Origin of the sequence: Bradyrhizobium sp. JYMT SZCCT0428 (assembly GCF_018131075.1) — a bacterium.
Taxonomy (GTDB): Bacteria; Pseudomonadota; Alphaproteobacteria; order Rhizobiales; family Xanthobacteraceae; genus Bradyrhizobium.
This window is the reverse complement of record NZ_JAFCLS010000091.1, coordinates 1-16,319: the sequence shown is the minus strand read 5'-3', so window position 1 is coordinate 16,319 and position 16,319 is coordinate 1. Positions and strand designations below refer to the sequence as shown.

The 16,319-nt window shown below is 57.3% G+C and carries 14 protein-coding genes and 1 pseudogene; 11 read left to right on the top strand and 4 right to left on the bottom strand.

The annotated features are described in order from the left end of the window. Positions 1–970: 970 nt before the first annotated feature. The 6 genes from JQ575_RS41880 (at position 971) to JQ575_RS41855 (ending at position 7,321) form a co-directional block, all read left to right on the top strand. On the top strand, positions 971–1,234 hold the full coding sequence (locus JQ575_RS41880) for a hypothetical protein (RefSeq protein WP_212038993.1): 264 nt from the start codon (positions 971–973) through the stop codon (positions 1,232–1,234). A gap of 314 nt (positions 1,235–1,548) precedes the next feature. Continuing rightward, the gene (locus tag JQ575_RS41875) at positions 1,549–2,757 is read left to right on the top strand and encodes an N-6 DNA methylase (protein WP_312016121.1); all 1,209 of its coding nucleotides are present in this window, start codon (positions 1,549–1,551) and stop codon (positions 2,755–2,757) included. Continuing rightward, positions 2,741–4,021 (top strand): restriction endonuclease subunit S, encoded by a 1,281-nt coding sequence (locus tag JQ575_RS41870; protein ID WP_212038992.1) that lies wholly within the window; start codon positions 2,741–2,743, stop codon positions 4,019–4,021. Before JQ575_RS41875 ends, JQ575_RS41870 begins: the two co-directional genes overlap by 17 nt. Continuing rightward, positions 4,018–5,760, top strand: coding sequence for an HsdR family type I site-specific deoxyribonuclease (locus JQ575_RS41865; protein ID WP_212038991.1), 1,743 nt, complete (start codon positions 4,018–4,020; stop codon positions 5,758–5,760). Before JQ575_RS41870 ends, JQ575_RS41865 begins: the two co-directional genes overlap by 4 nt. Continuing rightward, positions 5,694–6,947 carry a type I restriction endonuclease subunit R gene (locus JQ575_RS41860; protein WP_212038990.1) on the top strand — a complete coding sequence of 418 codons (1,254 nt, stop codon included), beginning with the start codon at positions 5,694–5,696 and terminating at the stop codon, positions 6,945–6,947. Before JQ575_RS41865 ends, JQ575_RS41860 begins: the two co-directional genes overlap by 67 nt. Continuing rightward, a complete protein-coding gene (locus JQ575_RS41855; protein ID WP_312016120.1) occupies positions 6,944–7,321 on the top strand; it encodes a M48 family metallopeptidase in 378 nt (125 codons plus the stop codon). The genes JQ575_RS41860 and JQ575_RS41855 overlap by 4 nt, the downstream gene beginning before the upstream one ends. A 232-nt stretch (positions 7,322–7,553) precedes the next feature. Here JQ575_RS41855 and JQ575_RS41850 read toward each other — a convergent pair whose 3' ends face one another. Next, complete coding sequence (locus tag JQ575_RS41850) at positions 7,554–8,048, bottom strand: hypothetical protein (protein WP_212038988.1); 495 nt, start codon at positions 8,046–8,048, stop codon at positions 7,554–7,556. Between the two features lie 261 nt (positions 8,049–8,309). Between JQ575_RS41850 and JQ575_RS41845 the strand changes: the two genes are divergently transcribed. Then, positions 8,310–9,326, top strand: coding sequence for a transposase (locus JQ575_RS41845; RefSeq protein ID WP_212038987.1), 1,017 nt, complete (start codon positions 8,310–8,312; stop codon positions 9,324–9,326). A 218-nt stretch (positions 9,327–9,544) separates the two neighbouring features. Beyond that, on the top strand, positions 9,545–10,228 hold the full coding sequence (locus JQ575_RS41840) for a TetR/AcrR family transcriptional regulator (RefSeq protein WP_212038986.1): 684 nt from the start codon (positions 9,545–9,547) through the stop codon (positions 10,226–10,228). 32 nt (positions 10,229–10,260) lie between these two features. Here JQ575_RS41840 and JQ575_RS41835 read toward each other — a convergent pair whose 3' ends face one another. Further along, positions 10,261–10,788 (bottom strand): pyridoxamine 5'-phosphate oxidase family protein, encoded by a 528-nt coding sequence (locus tag JQ575_RS41835; protein WP_212038985.1) that lies wholly within the window; start codon positions 10,786–10,788, stop codon positions 10,261–10,263. 182 nt (positions 10,789–10,970) lie between these two features. Between JQ575_RS41835 and JQ575_RS41830 the strand changes: the two genes are divergently transcribed. After that, the gene (locus JQ575_RS41830) at positions 10,971–11,804 is read left to right on the top strand and encodes a DMT family transporter (RefSeq protein ID WP_212038984.1); all 834 of its coding nucleotides are present in this window, start codon (positions 10,971–10,973) and stop codon (positions 11,802–11,804) included. Between the two features lie 128 nt (positions 11,805–11,932). On the opposite strand, the pseudogene JQ575_RS41825 reads toward JQ575_RS41830, so the two are convergent. After that, positions 11,933–12,109 (bottom strand): annotated as a pseudogene (locus tag JQ575_RS41825) (tyrosine-type recombinase/integrase); the annotation flags it as partial. A gap of 145 nt (positions 12,110–12,254) precedes the next feature. Next, positions 12,255–12,833 carry a TetR/AcrR family transcriptional regulator gene (locus JQ575_RS41820; RefSeq protein ID WP_212038983.1) on the bottom strand — a complete coding sequence of 193 codons (579 nt, stop codon included), beginning with the start codon at positions 12,831–12,833 and terminating at the stop codon, positions 12,255–12,257. 99 nt (positions 12,834–12,932) lie between these two features. Here JQ575_RS41820 and JQ575_RS41815 point away from each other — a divergent pair, with 99 nt between their 5' ends. Together JQ575_RS41815 and JQ575_RS41810 are read left to right on the top strand one after the other, a co-directional pair. Beyond that, complete coding sequence (locus JQ575_RS41815; RefSeq protein WP_212038982.1) at positions 12,933–14,027, top strand: enolase C-terminal domain-like protein; 1,095 nt, start codon at positions 12,933–12,935, stop codon at positions 14,025–14,027. A 172-nt stretch (positions 14,028–14,199) separates the two neighbouring features. Beyond that, the gene (locus JQ575_RS41810; RefSeq protein ID WP_212038981.1) at positions 14,200–16,200 is read left to right on the top strand and encodes a PAS domain S-box protein; all 2,001 of its coding nucleotides are present in this window, start codon (positions 14,200–14,202) and stop codon (positions 16,198–16,200) included. Positions 16,201–16,319 lie beyond the last annotated feature (119 nt).

Here is a 16,319-nt window from a genome sequence, read left to right as displayed (position 1 = left end):
CGACCTCACCGAGAATCGCGTCATCACAACGGAATCACGCTTCGCGGCCTGTCTCAACTGACTTTTGCAACAAAATCGGCACAAAGCGTCAATTGGGCAGTTTAAGGCCACGTCCGGAGTTGGGGGTAAAGCCGACCTCCCGGTTGAACGCCCGGACTTCTCAGTTTGACTCTCAGCGGACTTGCGGGCCACCATGTTCCTGATGGTCCAAGGTCACGATCTGTTCCTATGTGCGTAAGTTCCTCAGCAGTTGGCCGCAATGGTCCTCGATGACAAGTGACCCTCGCTGAAAAACGATCTGCTGAATTGCTGATGTCCTTGGGAAAGTTTCCAGTGTCCTAATTCCCTTCTGCGGATGTCACCCCCGATTTTCTAAACCGAGGGTGGCGTCACATGACTGTGGCATAGCACTTGCTACGCTTGGGCTGCCGGGATTGCGCCCGACCACGGAAATACAACGCCGTCCAAGCGACCATATTCCGCTTGGACGGCGTTGGCTTTCGAGGGTGTTCCCAGCGCGCGTGCTGCCCAAACGAAAAGGCCCAAGCCATGGCCCATGGCTTGGGCCCCCTTCCAGGTGCCCCCTGCTAGAAGCTCACCATCCGATATGGCCCATCCCGTGTCCTAATTTGGAAGTGTGAGTGTCCTAATTAGGACAGCACCGGCGGGGTGCGACCACGACAAGGTGCTGTTCGAACGCGGCCTCAGTTCATTTGGCGATCCACCGCCATATGAACGAGGCAGTTAGAAGGGCGGCACCGCCCCTTACAACGGCAAACCCGCGACCAGTAGGACCATGCTGTACAACTCTTCACGGCTTCTTTTCACACGCTAATCCCCCTAAAGGTCGCCTCAGTTGTAAGTGCGTCCATCCGATCTTTATAACAAACTTATACGAGCCCACGCTGACCCATATCGATTTCCTATAAGGAGAGTGGATACGATCCCTCGGCCCCCAGAGGCCGCAAAAATGCTGGAGTTCGATGACAAGACCCTAGCGAACATGATGACAGCGTTCGATTTAGGCTGCAAACATTTGTCGGATAATTTCGATACAGCCCAAAATCGAGCGCGTATCGGCGATGCGATTGTTGATGCAGCAAGGTCAGGCAAGCGTACTCTGGCACAGTTTATCGACGTGGCGCTACACGAGGTCGTGGCGATAAAAGGTCCGAAGCCGTCGCCTATTCAAGCGGTGATAGGCTGGTTAGGACACTGCATCAAAAGGGCGTAGTCCGCGCTTTGAGTGCACATCCTTACGGCCATTCATCGCGAACTTGGACTGTCGCCTTGGAGGTCGGCTCTGGGCACCTTTGAGACATGCCGACCGTCCGTGACCGTGTCCGCTTCCGGTGGAAAACCAGAAGTCATCGACGGAGAGCCAAACCGACGCGTTTGACCAACCGGACATTGGTCCGGCGCGCGGCTGGCCTTGACGTCGAGAATTGCCGGGTGAGGCACCCACCAAAAACCGAGCTTCAGCCGGTCCTCCTCTGCTATACAAAGGCGGTTCGCGCCGTCGTCAAACAGAACCCAACGCTCTCAGGCGTGATCGATATCGTCGACTTTGCGGCAGAACGGAATGGTGAGCGCGACATCAATCCGGCCAAGCTGCGTTTCGTGGTTGAGACTTTCTCTGATCCGCGCTACCGCCTGGGACTTGCAGACGTGCAACCCGATTTCCTCGGCCGCGCCTATGAATATCTGCTGCGCAAGTTCGCCGAAGGCTCGGGCCAGAGTGCCGGTGAGTTCTTCACTCCGACCGAAGTCGGCTTCCTAATGGCGCATATCATGCGGCCCCGCCCCGGCGAGGACTGTCATGATTACGCCTGTGGTTCGGCGGGCCTACTGGTGAAGCTGCAATTGGTAGCGCGTGAACTGGACCCGACGGCCAAGGTGCCTCTGAAACTCACCGGCCAGGAACTGCAGGCCGAGAGCTATGCCGTCGCGCAGATGAACGGCATCATCCACGACATGGAGATTGAGATCGCTCGCGGCGATACGATGATCAACCCGAAGTTCCGGACGAACGAAGGCAAGGTGCGCGGCCACGATATTGTCGTCGCCAATCCAATGTGGAACCAGCCTTTCGCACCAGATGTATTCGCCAACGATCCGTTCGACCGTTTCCGTACCACCGGCGGCGTCACAACCGGTAAGGGCGACTGGGCGTGGCTCCAGCATACGCTCGCCTGCCTGAATGATCACGGCCGTGCGGCAGTCGTGCTCGATACCGGCGCAGTCACACGCGGGTCGGGTTCGAAAAACGAGGACAAGGAGCGCAATATCCGCAAATGGTTCGTCGATCACGACCTGATCGACGGCGTAATCCTGTTACCCGATAACCTGTTCTACAACACGACCGCCGCCGGCGTCATCGTGGTGCTGAACAAGCGCAAGCCCACAGCGCGGAAAGACAAGATCGTGCTCCTCAACGCCAGTCAGCAGCTAATGAAGGGAAAGCCAAAGAACTACATTCCTGAAGAGGTGATCCGCCCAATCGCCGCTGCGTACATCAAGGGCGACGCCGTCCCCGGCGAGATCGCGGTAATCACACGACTTCAAGCTGAAGAAGCAGACTATAACCTTAGCCCCGGTCGCTGGGTCGAGCAAGCATCAAAAGGCACCAATGAAGATCTGGCTGATCTCATACTGCAATTCGCCAACCTTTCTAGAAAGGAAAGGGACTCTGACGAGAAGCTGATTGCCTTACTGGCACCGCTGACGAACGAGGAAACGAATGTACTCGGATCCTGAATGGCAGAAAGTTCTAATTCGCGATGTTACGCTGAAGGCGAACACATGGAATCCGCAAACTGAGTTTCGAAATACGATCCGTTATGTTGACGTGTCTGCTATCTCACGCGACAAGCTTGAGATCGAAGGCGGGGCTGAAATCTCGGCGGCAACAGCGCCTAGCAGGGCTAGAAAAATTATCAAGCGTGGAGATACAATCTTTGCGACCATAAGACCCGGTCTAAAGCGGGTAGCAAAGGTGCCGGACTCCTACGACAACCAAATAGCCTCTACAGCATTCTGTATCCTTCGGCCAGACGAAACCGTTATCGATCCAGATTTTCTGTTTTTCCATGCGAGCGGCGACCAGTTCGTCGAAGCGGTAGCCAGTTTCGAAACCGGAGCGAGCTATCCGGCGGTCAGAGACAGCGACATCCTTGACCGTGAGCTTCTATTGCCGCCGCTGTCGGTTCAAAAGCAGATAGTAAGAGCCTTGCAAGCCGTGCGAGACGCCATGCTCCTTCAAATAAGCAGCCTTGCCGGTGCGGAGGCTCTAAAGCGTGCAGCAATGCGCAGCTTGTTTACGCATGGGATGCGCGCCGAGGAATCGAAGGAAACAGAGCTTGGGCCAGTTCCGGAAAGCTGGGAAGTTTCGACTGTTGGCGGACACTTTAGCACCGTTTCCGGCGGAACCCCCTCAAGGGAAAACGCTGAGTATTGGACCGGCGGAAACATACCGTGGGTTAAGACCACAGAGGTCAACTACGGATTAATCGACAGCACAGAGGAATGTATTACGGCCGCAGGGCTTGCGAACTCAGCCGCAAAGATGCTTCGCCGCGGGACGCTATTGATGGCTATGTATGGCCAAGGCGTCACTCGAGGACGCGTTGCTATTCTTGGCATTGAAGCCGCTTGCAATCAGGCTTGTGCGGCTATCAACGCTCGTGACGAAGCAGTTTTGCCGACGTATTTGTTTCACTTCCTTACTTATCGCTATGAGGCGATCAGACAAATGGCGCACGGTGGGCAGCAGCAGAACTTGAACCTAGAGATAGTCAGAGATCTGCTTCTGGTCTTTCCGAAGGATCATCAAGAACAGAGAGATATAGTGAAAATTCTCGACGCTATTGATCGCAAGATCAATCTCCATAAGCAGAAGCGAGTGGTCGTCGAAGATCTATTCAAGGCTCTATTGCGCAAGCTAATGACCGGTGAGGTCCAGGTAGCGGCGCTCGATCTCTCGACGCTCGACCGGACGCCATTCGCGGAGGTCGCCGCATGAGCGACCTCAAGATCAGCGAAGCCGGCACTGTTCAATTCCCGATGGTGAAGCACGCCGCCGAGATCGGTTGGGCGCCGCTCAAGCCGGAGGTTGCAAAACAGAAGCGAGGCGGCGAAGCCGGCATGCTGTTGCGCGACGAACTCGAAGCAAAGCTGATGGAGTTCAACCCGTGGCTGTCGGCGGATTCCGTGCGTTCGATCATTGAGACGCTCGACGCGATCCCGGCGACCGTCGACGGAAATCGGGAAATGCTGATGTGGCTGCGCGGCGAGCGGGGCTGGTATGACGAAGCCGAAAAGCGCCATCGCCGCGTTCAATTGATCGACTTCGAACACACCGATGCGAACGTGTTTCATGTCTCGTGGGAATGGGCTCTCAAACCGCCCGCCCGCAAGGGCAACCGAGCGGACGTAATGTTCTGCGTCAACGGTGTGCCGGTCTGCATTGTCGAGCACAAGAACCCGAAGGACGGCGACGCCATCGAACGCGGCATCAAGCAGTTGCGCCGCTATGAGATCGAGACGCCGGAACTGATTGGGGCGCCGCAGATCTTCAACGTCACGCATTTGCTAGATTATTGGTATGGGGTGACTTGGAACGCGACCCGTCGCGATATGGCCCGTTGGAAGCAAGCGCCCGACGAGGCCTATCGCTTTGCAGTGCAGACGTTCTTCGAGCGCACGGACTTCTTGCGCACCCTCCAACACTGGATTTTATTCTACGTTCAGGACAGTGAAACGCGAAAGTCGGTTCTTCGCCAGCATCAGCGCACCGCAATCGATAAAATAGTTAGTCGCTGCGCCGATCCGACCAAGATGCGCGGACTGGTCTGGCACACCCAAGGCTCGGGGAAGACGTTCACCTTGCTGACTGCCGCGAAGCTGATTCTCGAACAGAAGGATCGGTTTCAGAATGGTACCGTGATCCTTGTGGTCGATCGCACCGAGCTTGAAGGTCAATTGAAGGGCTGGGTCGAGCGCGTGCTCGGCGAAATGCAGAACCAGGATATTGCGATAAAGCGAGCGAATACCAAGGCGGAGCTTCAGCAGCTTCTGGATGCCGACTTCCGTGGACTGATCATTGCGATGATCCACAAGTTCGAGGCAATCCGAAAAGACTCATCTATCCGCGACAACATCTTTGTGTTCATCGACGAGGCGCATCGATCCGTCGCCAAGGATCTTGGCACTTACCTTATGGCCTCGGTTCCGAACGCAACGATTATAGGCTTCACCGGCACCCCCGTCGCGAACACCGAACAAGGAACTGGGACGTTCAAGATTTTCGGGGCCGAAGATGATTCCGGCTATCTCGACAAATATTCAATCAAGGAGTCGATCACCGACGAAACCACACTGCCGATCAAGCATGTGTTGGCGCCGAGCGAGATGACGGTACCTGCCGATAGGCTCGACAAGGAATTTTTCGAAATCGCCGCCGCAGAGGGTGTGACCGACATTGAAGAGTTAAATAAGGTGCTTGATCGGGCGGTAGGCCTGCGCACTTTCCTGAAGGCTGATGATCGGGTGACAAAGGTCGCCGCCTTCGTCGCTGAGCATTTCAAAGAAAATGTCCTTCCGCTCGGTTACAAGGCGTTCGTAGTTGCGGTGGATCGCGAAGCCTGTGCGAAATACAAACAGGCGCTCGACAAGCTATTGCGCCGGATTGGAGCGTGCCAGTCTATACCGAAAATGCCGCGGACATTGTCGACCGACCATTGGTGGCTGAACTCCAGATAAGCGAAGAGCGGGAGGAAGACGTTCGGCTGCTTTTCAAGAAAGCCGACAAAGAGCCGAAAATACTGATTGTCACGGACAAGTTGCTGACCGGCTACGATGCGCCGCTGCTTTATTGCCTCTACCTGGACAAGCCGATGCGCGACCATGTTTTGCTTCAAGCTATTGCGCGCGTGAATCGGCCGTATGTCGACAAGGAAGGTATCCAAAAACGCGTCGGCCTCGTCATCGACTTTGTCGGTGTGCTCCGCGAACTCAAGAAGGCGTTGCTGTTTGATTCGTCGGACGTGGATGGCGTGATCGAGGATCTCGATATCCTGATGGACGACTTCCTGGACAAGATTGCGAAGGCGTCGACCGACTATCTCGATGCTGGCGAGGGTGGCGATGCCGATGAACGCTTGGAGCGTCTCGTATACGGGCGCTTTCTCGAACCGGAGCCGCGCAAAGCGTTTTTCGAGGCTTACAAGGACATCGAGAATCTTTGGGAGATCCTATCGCCGTCGAAGGAACTCGTTGATCACATCGGCACTTACAAACGCCTAGCCCAACTCTACGCAGCCGTACGTAATGCATATGCGGACAAAGTCGGATTCATCGCTGACCTCGCTCATAAGACGCGGCAACTGGTCGAACAAAGCGCAATGCAAGATGGTCTCGGCCGTCTGACCAAAAGTGTCACGTTTGATGTGAAAACTCTGGATGCGCTTCGGTCGGAGAAAGGTTCGGATGAAGGTAAAGTCTTCAACCTTGTTCGCGGCTTGCAGAAGGAGATTGATGACAACGCCGAAACGGCTCCCGTGCTTCAACCGCTAAAAGACAGGGCGGAGCGTATCCTGAAGGATCTCGAAAATCGCAACACCACTGGGCTGGCGGCCATGGACTTCCTCGCCGCACTGGCTGCGGAGAAAGATGCCGCGGCCAAGGCTGCGAAGGATACGGGCCTTACGTCCAAAGCGTTTGCTGCGTTCTGGTTGTTGCGCGATAGCGCGGTGCTGAAAGGCGGAGGAATCGAACCGCTCGAACTAGCAAGAGAAATCGAGAAGCTCCTGACGCGGTTCCAGAACTCGAAGGTCAATTCCGATGAACAGAGACAGCTTCGGGCTGCACTCTATCGCCCGCTTCTGAAACTTGGAAGTGAGGACAGAACCAAGATCGTCGAATTGGTGATTGAGATCGTCACGCAATGAGGTGGCCAATGGATGCCTCCCTTACTCCGACCGCAAGGTTGAAGCGGCGCGTCGACGCTTGGGTTGTCAAGCTCCGGGTGATGCCCCGTGTTGTTCGGGTCCAGCGACTGACCCGTAAGTGGGGATCCTGCTCGACAGCCGGCACTGTCACGCTCGCAATCGATCTAGATGAAGAACGCAAAGCGTTTCAAGACTTTGTCATCGTTCACGAGCTCCTTCACCTAAAGGTACCCAACCACGGAAAGCTATTCAAAGCGCTCATGGCGGCTCATATCCCCCGATGGCGCGAACAGGATATCTATCGGCGAACAGGCGCCAAAAGGACCCTTCCGAGAGATTGCCCAGCTACACAACCGCGCAGCCGTTCTTCATGATAAGCAATTTGAATTTGCGGACGCGAAGAGTCGGCGCCCGTTTGCAATAATGGGAGGGGCTCATGGCTATATTCACATCGAGCCAGTTGCGGCCGATTAGCATAGGCAGCTGATGCTCCGCCTTTCGAGGCGCAGTATTTCGCGACGATATTCCATAACATTCGATAGACGAATGCTGGCGGGCGCTAAGTCGGGTGCATTTCTTCAAATGTAACGTTGTTCGCGGCTGAAATTACGATGCGCATGCGGGCGACAAATTCACGGCCCTTAATAGATCGCCAAAAGGACCGGGCCGGCTGCACGGCTTTACCGGTTCAGATGGTTTGAATCGATCCGCGGCTTGATTGCGTTTGCGATCGACGTTCTTGCTCTTCTTTTTGGATTCGGTCCGTTGGGAATCTTTGTCCGAAGATGAGAGAGCATTGGGATCGCGCCAGTGTCGGCTTATGATTTTCGTTTCCATCGGCGGGGTGGGCGGAGTGACGACAGGTGCGGCCGGCTCGATTGACTGCGAGATAGGTTGCGGTGGGGTCTCCTCACGCACGTAGTTGACCTCAAGCCGATCGGCCTTGCTAAGCGTATCTTGAGCGCGATCAATACCAACCGTGATTTCGCCTGCCGGTAGCTCTGCAACTGTAGGGCCAGCAGGCGTCCTAAGCGCCTTGCCAGCGGCGAGGGCGCTGACAAGCGCTAGACATAAAACCGCAAGCCAGACCGTCCTGATCATCTTCTGCTCTAGACCGGTATCAGCAGTGTAGCCTCAGTACCGATTTGGGCGGTTAAGGGGCAGGATAAACTCGACAATGAGGATTGCACATAAATCGTCGGCTAAAGTTAACCCCTCAGTTGGCGCAAGAGTTTCCATAAAAGTGGATCAGCGAATCTCATCTGCTGTCCGCTATGTTGACGATTTCGTTGAAAAACTCTCCTGTTGAAGCCGAAGGAGATCGCTGATTCATTTCTCCTTTGTGGGTGGAGATTTGAATCGATGATGGGTCCTCGGCAGGTCGATCAGGCGGCACTGTTTTACGAGTTCTCACTTGAGCGACATGTTCCGGCCGGCCACTTGCTGAGGGCGATCGATCGCTTTGTCGATTTGTCAGAGGTTCAGAGCCATCAGGCGTCTTTTTATAGCTCGACCGGCCGGCCCTCGATTGATCCCGAACTGCTCGTCCGGATGCTGCTGGTTGGCTACTGCTACGGCATTCGCTCCGAACGGCGGTTGTGCGAGGAGGTGCATCTGAACCTCGCTTACCGCTGGTTCTGCCGGCTCGGCTGCGCTCACAAAGGACATGCCTTCTTTGCCTACGCCGACAACTACCTGATCGACCTGAAGGCGGCGATTATCGTCGATGTTGAGGCGACGCGAGCTATCCGGCAGGCCGAGGTCGGTGCGGCACGCACAATGATTGAGCGCACCAACGATTGCCTCGGGCTCTGTCCCGAGCGCCTGGCTGCCGACAGTGCCTACGGGTCAGCCGAGATGCTGGGATGGCTGGTCAACGAGCGCGCGATCGAGCCGCACATTCCGGTGTTCGACAAGTCGGCCCGCGACGATGGGACGTTTGCGCGCGGAGACTTCGACTACAATCAGGAAGCCGATATCTACGTCTGTCCAGCCGGCAAGGTGCTGAGCTCTACCGGAACTCTGGTGAATGATGGGGCCACACTGCTCTACCGCGCCAGCAAGTATGACTGCGATGCTTGCGAACTGAAGCCGCGGTGTTGTCCGAAAATGCCTGCCCGCAAGGTCCCGCGTTCAATCCACGAACAGGCCCGAGACGTTGCGCGCGACATCGCGAAGACCGATGCCTATGTCAGGTCGCGCCGTGAACGGAAGAAGATCGAAATGCTGTTCGCGCACCTGAAGCGCATCCTGCGCCTCGATCGGCTCAGGCTGAGAGGTCCATTTGGTGCTCAAGACGAGTTCCTGCTGGCTGCCACCGCCCAGAACCTCCGAAAGCTGGCAAAGCTGATCCCACTGCCTGCCCCAATGCCGGCCTGAGAGCAAACAAACTCACGCGCGCCTGATTCCTTGCAACACCCCAATCAGTTGGGCCGCCGACTTCTTCAACACAATCTTGACGAGAGCGGACATTCAAGAGCCCACACGTCGGCTTTTGACCTCCCAGAGGGGACATCCGGGGTGCGAAGTGCTGCCTGTTTGGAAGTGAAGTCTTTAGCCGCTCTGCTGACAAAATTACGAACTGCGCGAAGCCGTAGTTGTCGGCCATAGGGAATCAAGATGTTGACTCTTTCGTCTACAATGCGAATTCTTATGACATGGGCCATCCTAAGTTCAGCCAGGAAGATTTCCTCGGGGCGGCTCTGGCAATCGTCGCAGAGAGGGGCGTGTCAGCGGTAACGGTTGCCTCCGTCAGCGAACGCCTGGGATCGCCTACGGGTTCATTCTATCATCGCTTTGCCTCGCGGGATGTTTTGCTTGGGTCGCTTTGGCTTCGGGCCGTTCTCGAATTCCAGACGGGCATTAGCGCTGCGCTCGACGCCTGCGACGGATTAAGGGGTGCGCTCCACACCCCTGCCTGGGTTCGGAAGCATCCGGACCAGGCGTGCCTGCTGCTGCTTCATGACCGAAAGGATTTCCTGAAGGGCGAATGGCCGCCAGAATTGCGCGAACGTGTCGCTGAAATGACCGAACGAATAGAGGTTGGATCGCGCAAATGGGCGCGGTTGATCTTTGGCAAGGAAGGGCGCGACGAAATACGCCTCGCGCAATTTTTGATTTCTGAGCTTCCCATCACGGTCGTGCGGCAACACCTTTTGCGCGGCGAGCCGCCGCCCGAGCTGATCGATCGCATCATCCGAGCAACGTACCGGGCTGTCGTTGCAGATTACCGAGCACGGAAAACCCGTTCGCGTACCCAGCGTCATGACGACGGTCCATAAGGCCGGGCCATTGCTCACGGCACTAGTGATACCTACCAAGCCGGGATGAAACGCCACGACCCGCCAGGTTGACGCTCCAGTAGCGTTCGTCCGGCGCCGAATGGTTCCGGGGTGAGGCCGCGGACGTGGATTTCGATCCGATCGACATCGACTTGAATGACGATCATATTGGCATCGGCGAAGCCGGGCGGAAAATGCGCATCCAGATCGCCCGACCACATGGTTCGCATTTCCGCGACATCCTCGCTGATCGTCGCGCGGCCACCCAAGGCGATGTAGCGATCGCCTGAAGGATGTTGAAATGCGAGTGTGACCAAGGGCGCGGCTCGCATCTCCGTCACTTTGCGCGAGCTTCTGCGGACCAGGAAACGCCGGGTCCATTCATCGGACCCGGGCGGCCCGACCGAGGAGCTAACCGCCCGCGCATTTGTTCCGCCCTCTAATGACCGGGTCGCCAGCCAGCAAACCGGCACCGCCGCAATCGTCTCTCGCGCCGCGTCGAGAAACTGAAGGATGTCCGTTTCGGTCAGCTTGGGGGTGGCAGGCATCGTGGTCGACATCAGGCATCTCCCTGAAAAGCCAAGTTTGCCAGATATAGAATAACGAGTCTAGAACTTGTATTCTACGTTAAGTAGCGTCCTGGCTCAAGGGGCCCCGTGAGGGCATTTTGATCGTGATGGTGCCGAGTGACGACGAAGAGCTAGCTGGTTGGCAATGATGAGTTCGGGAAGGCGGACAGACCATGAATCAAGATCTTCTCTACGGCATCGTACTGTTGTCGGCCGTCGGGCACGCTGTTTGGAACGCCCTTCTGAAGAATGCGACTGACCGCCTAATCATGATGGTTGCGATTCGTATCGTCGGGCTGCTCTACGGCCTGATTGTTTTATCGATGGTGGAATGGTCCCCGACAGCGAGCCTGCCTTGGCTCTTGGCTGCCGCGCTCGCGATGTGGGTCTATCAGGGCTTGCTCATCAAGGGCTACCAAGCCGGCGACCTCAGCTTCGTCTATCCGTTGGCACGCGGCATCGCACCGGTTCTTTTGACCGGCCTGGCTTTCCTCTCGATTGGAGAGTCGATCACTTTGCCGCAATTATTGGGTGTGATCTGCATTTCTTTTGGTATCGCCACACTTGCCTTTCTCGGACGAGGTGGATGGTCAAGTTTTGTTTATGCTGCTCTTACCGGTGCCAGTATTGCGAGTTACAGCCTGCTCAGCGGCGTAGGCGTTCGTTCTAGCGGCAATCTCTTGGGTTTCAGCGCGGCCCTAGAAGTTACGACCGGTCTTGGCATGTTAACCTATGCCGCCTCCATGCGCGGTAGATCTATCGTGCCATCGCTCCTCGCAATTTGGGCAACCGGGTTAGGTGCCGGCGCGATATCTGTTAGCGGATACCTGGCCTTCCTGGTGGCGGTCAGCTATCTGCCGATCGGGCCGGTTTCCGCTATCAGAGAGTGCAGCGCGCTGTTTGGCGTTCTAATCGGCGTCTTCTTCATGAAGGAGCGCTTCGGGGTCGTCCGAGCGATCGGCGCATTTCTTATGACGGGCGGTATTGTACTTTTGTCGCTGTTCTGAATGCGGCACGGGCGCCCGAACACGACGACGATCGTGCGGGAACGATGGGATGTGCCCACCGGCTTCGGCAACTGTTGGCACAAACCGGCGGTTAGAGGTGGCCAGCATGTCTGCTCTACCCGGGTATCTCAGACATCAACTTGTTCCGCTATCGCGAGGGCGTCGTCCATTTCGATGCCAAGATATCTGACGGTACTCTCGATCTTGGTATGCCCGAGCAAGAGCTGGACCGCCCTGAGATTGCCTGTCCGCCGATAGATCACGGTGGCCTTTGTGCGTCGCAACGAATGCGTGCCAAACAGCCTGGCACGTTAGAGACATGCCGACAGACCCTGAGCATGTCTGTTTATGGGGGTAGACCAGACGGGACCGACTGACTGACAAACGGCGTTTTTGACCCTTAAGAGACGTTCTCGTCTCGACCGTCGACGGCACCGGTCAGGGCATTGCTCACTCCTTCAAGTGATGTCGAACGAGGATGATTGCGGCCTCACACGCTGCAGCCGAATACCCACGATCACCATGGACGAGAATCAGAGAGACCGCGCCTTCTGACAGGAGCCAGACGGCTCGGGCAAGCTCGTTTGGGCGGGCGACCCCTGATCGAGCCAATAGCTCCGCGAAGCATTTCTCCAGTTGGGCTTTGTGTCGGCGAGCAATCAGCCTTGCCGGATGACCCGGCAGGTCCGCGAGTTCGATGACGAGACGTGTGAATCCGGACCCAGCCCATCTTGGGTTGTCTGCCCAAACGGCAAGATCCTGGAACATGGCCTCGACGATGGTCTCGGCCGATCCGGAGAGATTGTCTCCGAAGGTGCGGAAAGCCTGCAACGCCAAATGATGCTGAGATTCGAGCACATCGGCGAGCAGCTGATCTTTGCTGTTAAAGTGGTGATAGAGCGTGCGCTTGGTGAGCTTCGCCGCTTCAGCGATGTCGTCCATGGTGACGCGGTTGTACCCTTGGCGACGAAAGAGTTTGTAGGCCGCTTCCAGGACACGTCCTCGTGTCTGCCCCGCTGACCTTGGCACGGCACCGCCTTTGCTAAAGTATACTCAATAGTGAATTTACACGACGGCGGCCTAAGATGAAAGGTGCTCATCCCAGACATCAAACCCGGGGTGCCCGGCATGTCGCACGCTCCTTTGACCATACGAAGCATCACCGCTCGCGCCATTGTCCTTAAGCTTAAGCGGCCGGTCGTGGCCCGCATCGCCACACTGTCCGAGTGGCCTGTCATCCTGATCGATCTGCAGACCGAGCAAGGGATCACGGGCCGCAGCTACCTCGAGCCCTATATCGTGAAATCCATGCGCTACCTGGTGCCCGCCTTGCAGGACTTCGGCGACATGCTTAAAGGACGTCGGCTCGCTCCGGTCGAGCTGTTCGACGCAGCGCGCAAGTCGCTGCATTTCGTCGGCTACGAAGGCTTGTCGATGATCGCCGCATCTGGCCTCGACATGGCAGCGTGGGATGCGCTAGCCAAGGCGGCAAACCAGCCACTCTGCGTGCTGCTCGGAGGCACGGTTGGTCCCGTGAAATCCTACAACAGCAATGGTCTGTGGCTAAAATCACCGGAGGCCGTCGCCACCGAAGCAATCGAACTGCGCGACGAGGGCGGATTCGCAGGCCTGAAGCTCAGGCTCGGGCGCGAACGAATTGCCGATGATCTTGCGACGCTGGATGCTGTACGGAAAGCCGTTGGCGACGGCATTCATCTGATGGTCGATTTCAATCAGGGGCTAACCCTGGCCGAGGCGCTTCAGCGTTGCCATATGATCGACGACCACGGGCTAGCCTGGATCGAGGAGCCGATCGTCTACGACAATCTCGACGGCTATGCCCAGCTCGCGGCCGAACTGAAAACGCCGCTGCAGATCGGGGAGAACTTCTACGGCCCGCGCGAGATGCACAAGGCCCTTCAGCGCCGGGCGTGCGACCTTGTCATGCCTGATTTCATGCGCATTGGCGGAGTCACTGGCTGGATGCGGGCTGCGGCCATTGCGGGTTCGGCGGGGATCCCCATGTCGACGCATCTCTATCCGGAGGTGGCCGCCCACGTTATGCGGGTTACCGAGACGGCGCACTGGCTCGAATGGCAGGATTGGGCCGATCCAATCTTGCAGCAGCCATACGCGATCAAAGACGGGCACCTGCATATTCCAGACGTGCCAGGCGTTGGCATTGAATGGAACGAGGATGCGGTTGAGGCACACCAGATCTAGGCAAAGGCCAACGTCGGTTCATGGAGGAAAATTGCTTATTTCGGACACCCGGGGCCGACAACGGCCGTGCGCGACGGAATGTCTCCGTTCGCTGTCGGCGAGACGATGCTAGGGTTAGCCAGAACAGCCCGATTGAAACCGCATGCCTTCTGATACGACAGAGAACGGATCGATGGCGACCAATGACGGCCGCCCCGCCGACACAGAAGCTGCCGAGCACGAGCGTCAGTTCTGCGAAATACTGGAGTACAGCCCGGCGGCCCTGCTGGTGGTGGACGAGGAGGGACTGCTACTGTTTCACAACGCACGGCTACGCGACCTACTGGGATACGAGAAAGACGAGCTCGACCGCATCCACACCAGCGAGTTCTGGTATGACCTCGATCAACGTTCCCAGATCATCGCGTCGTTGCGCGACCGTGGCGGGCGACTTCTAAACGAAAAGGTGGTGTGGCGCACCAAGAGCGGCCAACTCCTCCATCTGCTGCTGACCTATGCCCAGGTGGCCTATCGCGGTGGCCACATCAGCTTCGTCGGCGGCAAGCGCGTACTGTGGGTCTACGACGTCACGGCGCTGACCCAGCACGAGTTTCAGGTCGTCGAGCAGGAGCGCCAGCTTCGCGAAATCTTGGATTATTGCCCGGCGGCTGTATGCGTCGTCGATGAGGAAGGGCAGATCCTCTTCCACAACTGGCGAATGCGCGATCTGCTCGGTTACGAGAAGCACGAGCTGGAGCTGTTTGATACCAAGCTTTTCTGGCACGACCTTGGCCACCGCGAGCGCATCATCGAGTTGCTGCGAGCGCGCGGCGGCCAGTTGCTCAACGAAGAGGTCGTCTGGAAGACCAGGCGTGGTGAGCTTCTCAGTCTGCTCATTTCCTATGTCCAGGTCGCCTACGCTGGCGGCCACGTCGCTGTGTCCGGGGGCAAACGACTGTTCTGGCTTTACGACATAACGCCGCTGCGTCGCGCGGAACAGGCGCGTTTGCGCAGTGAGCGTCGACTCGGCGAAGCGATTGAAAGCATCTCGGAAGGTTTCGTCTGCTACGACGGCGAGGATCGGCTGGTTATCTGCAATTCGTGCTATCGCAATCTGCTATACCCGGGCATGGAAATCGAATTGAGCACGGGAAAGACGTTCGAGAGTATCATTCGGAACGCCGCGGAGCGCGGCTACGTCCCGGATGCAACAGGCCGCGTTGAAGAGTGGGTAGCGGAGCGGCTGCGCCAGCATCGCAACCCCGGCGAGCCGCAGGTGCAGCGTCGCAACAACGGTCGGTGGGTCATGGTCAGCGAGCGGCGCACCGAGGACGGCGGCACCGTCGCGGTCTATTCCGACATCACGGAACTAAAGCAGCGCGAGCAGGACTTGACCGAGAAGTCTAACGCCCTCACCGCGTTATCCTCGAAACTCGCTAAATACCTCGCGCCGCAGGTGTACGACTTCACCGGTCAGCAAGACGTCAAGATCGTGAGCACGCGCAAGAAACTCACAGTGTGTTTCTCCGACCTCGTCGGCTTCACGGAGATCACGGACAAGATGGAGTCGGAAGATCTTACTCACCTTCTCAACCACTATCTCACTGAAATGTCGAAGATCGCGCTGCAATACGGTGCCACGATCGACAAATATGTCGGTGATGCCATCGTCATGTTCTTCGGCGATCCGGCGACGCTGGGCGTGAAGGAGGATGCGCTAGCCTGCGTCCAGATGGCGACCGCGATGCAGAAACGCATCGGCGAGCTGGCTGAGGATTGGCGTAACAGCGGCATTGAGACGCCGCTTCGCTGCCGGATCGGCATTCACACCGGTTACTGCACCGTAGGCAATTTCGGCAGCGACGACCGCATGGACTACACGATGGTCGGCGGCACGGTGAACCTCGCGTCACGGCTTGAGCATGAAGCACCGCCCGGCGGCGTGCTGATCTCTTTCGAGACCTACGCGCTCGTGAAGGACGAGACGCGGTGCGAGGAGCGCGGCCACGTGCAGGTCAAGGGAATCGCGCAGCCGGTCGCGACTTATGCGGTGATAGGAGCAAAGGACGCCAAACAGGCCAGCACGGCGCTTCTTCGGCTTGAGCTCGACGCCGACCGCATGTCCGGGGACGAGCGCAAGGCGGCGGCGGATACGCTGCGCCGCGCGCTCGAAACACTGGAAAAGGGCGTTTGAGCCTTGTCATTTAGCGTGCCCATGTCTGTTTTTGGCAGATTGTGTTGAAGAAGTCGGCGAACTAATCGTTCTGGATAGATCGAAGAGACAACGCACGCGGGCCTCTCTGCGCTCAAGCG

Coding starts and splice junctions, on each gene's coding strand:
- JQ575_RS41880 (WP_212038993.1), top strand. CDS start 971: ATGCTGGAGTTCGATGACAAGACCCTAGCGAACATGATGACAGCGTTC.
- JQ575_RS41870 (WP_212038992.1), top strand. CDS start 2,741: ATGTACTCGGATCCTGAATGGCAGAAAGTTCTAATTCGCGATGTTACG.
- JQ575_RS41865 (WP_212038991.1), top strand. CDS start 4,018: ATGAGCGACCTCAAGATCAGCGAAGCCGGCACTGTTCAATTCCCGATG.
- JQ575_RS41855 (WP_312016120.1), top strand. CDS start 6,944: ATGAGGTGGCCAATGGATGCCTCCCTTACTCCGACCGCAAGGTTGAAG.
- JQ575_RS41850 (WP_212038988.1), bottom strand. CDS start 8,048: ATGATCAGGACGGTCTGGCTTGCGGTTTTATGTCTAGCGCTTGTCAGC.
- JQ575_RS41845 (WP_212038987.1), top strand. CDS start 8,310: ATGATGGGTCCTCGGCAGGTCGATCAGGCGGCACTGTTTTACGAGTTC.
- JQ575_RS41835 (WP_212038985.1), bottom strand. CDS start 10,788: ATGTCGACCACGATGCCTGCCACCCCCAAGCTGACCGAAACGGACATC.
- JQ575_RS41830 (WP_212038984.1), top strand. CDS start 10,971: ATGAATCAAGATCTTCTCTACGGCATCGTACTGTTGTCGGCCGTCGGG.
- JQ575_RS41815 (WP_212038982.1), top strand. CDS start 12,933: ATGTCGCACGCTCCTTTGACCATACGAAGCATCACCGCTCGCGCCATT.
- JQ575_RS41810 (WP_212038981.1), top strand. CDS start 14,200: ATGGCGACCAATGACGGCCGCCCCGCCGACACAGAAGCTGCCGAGCAC.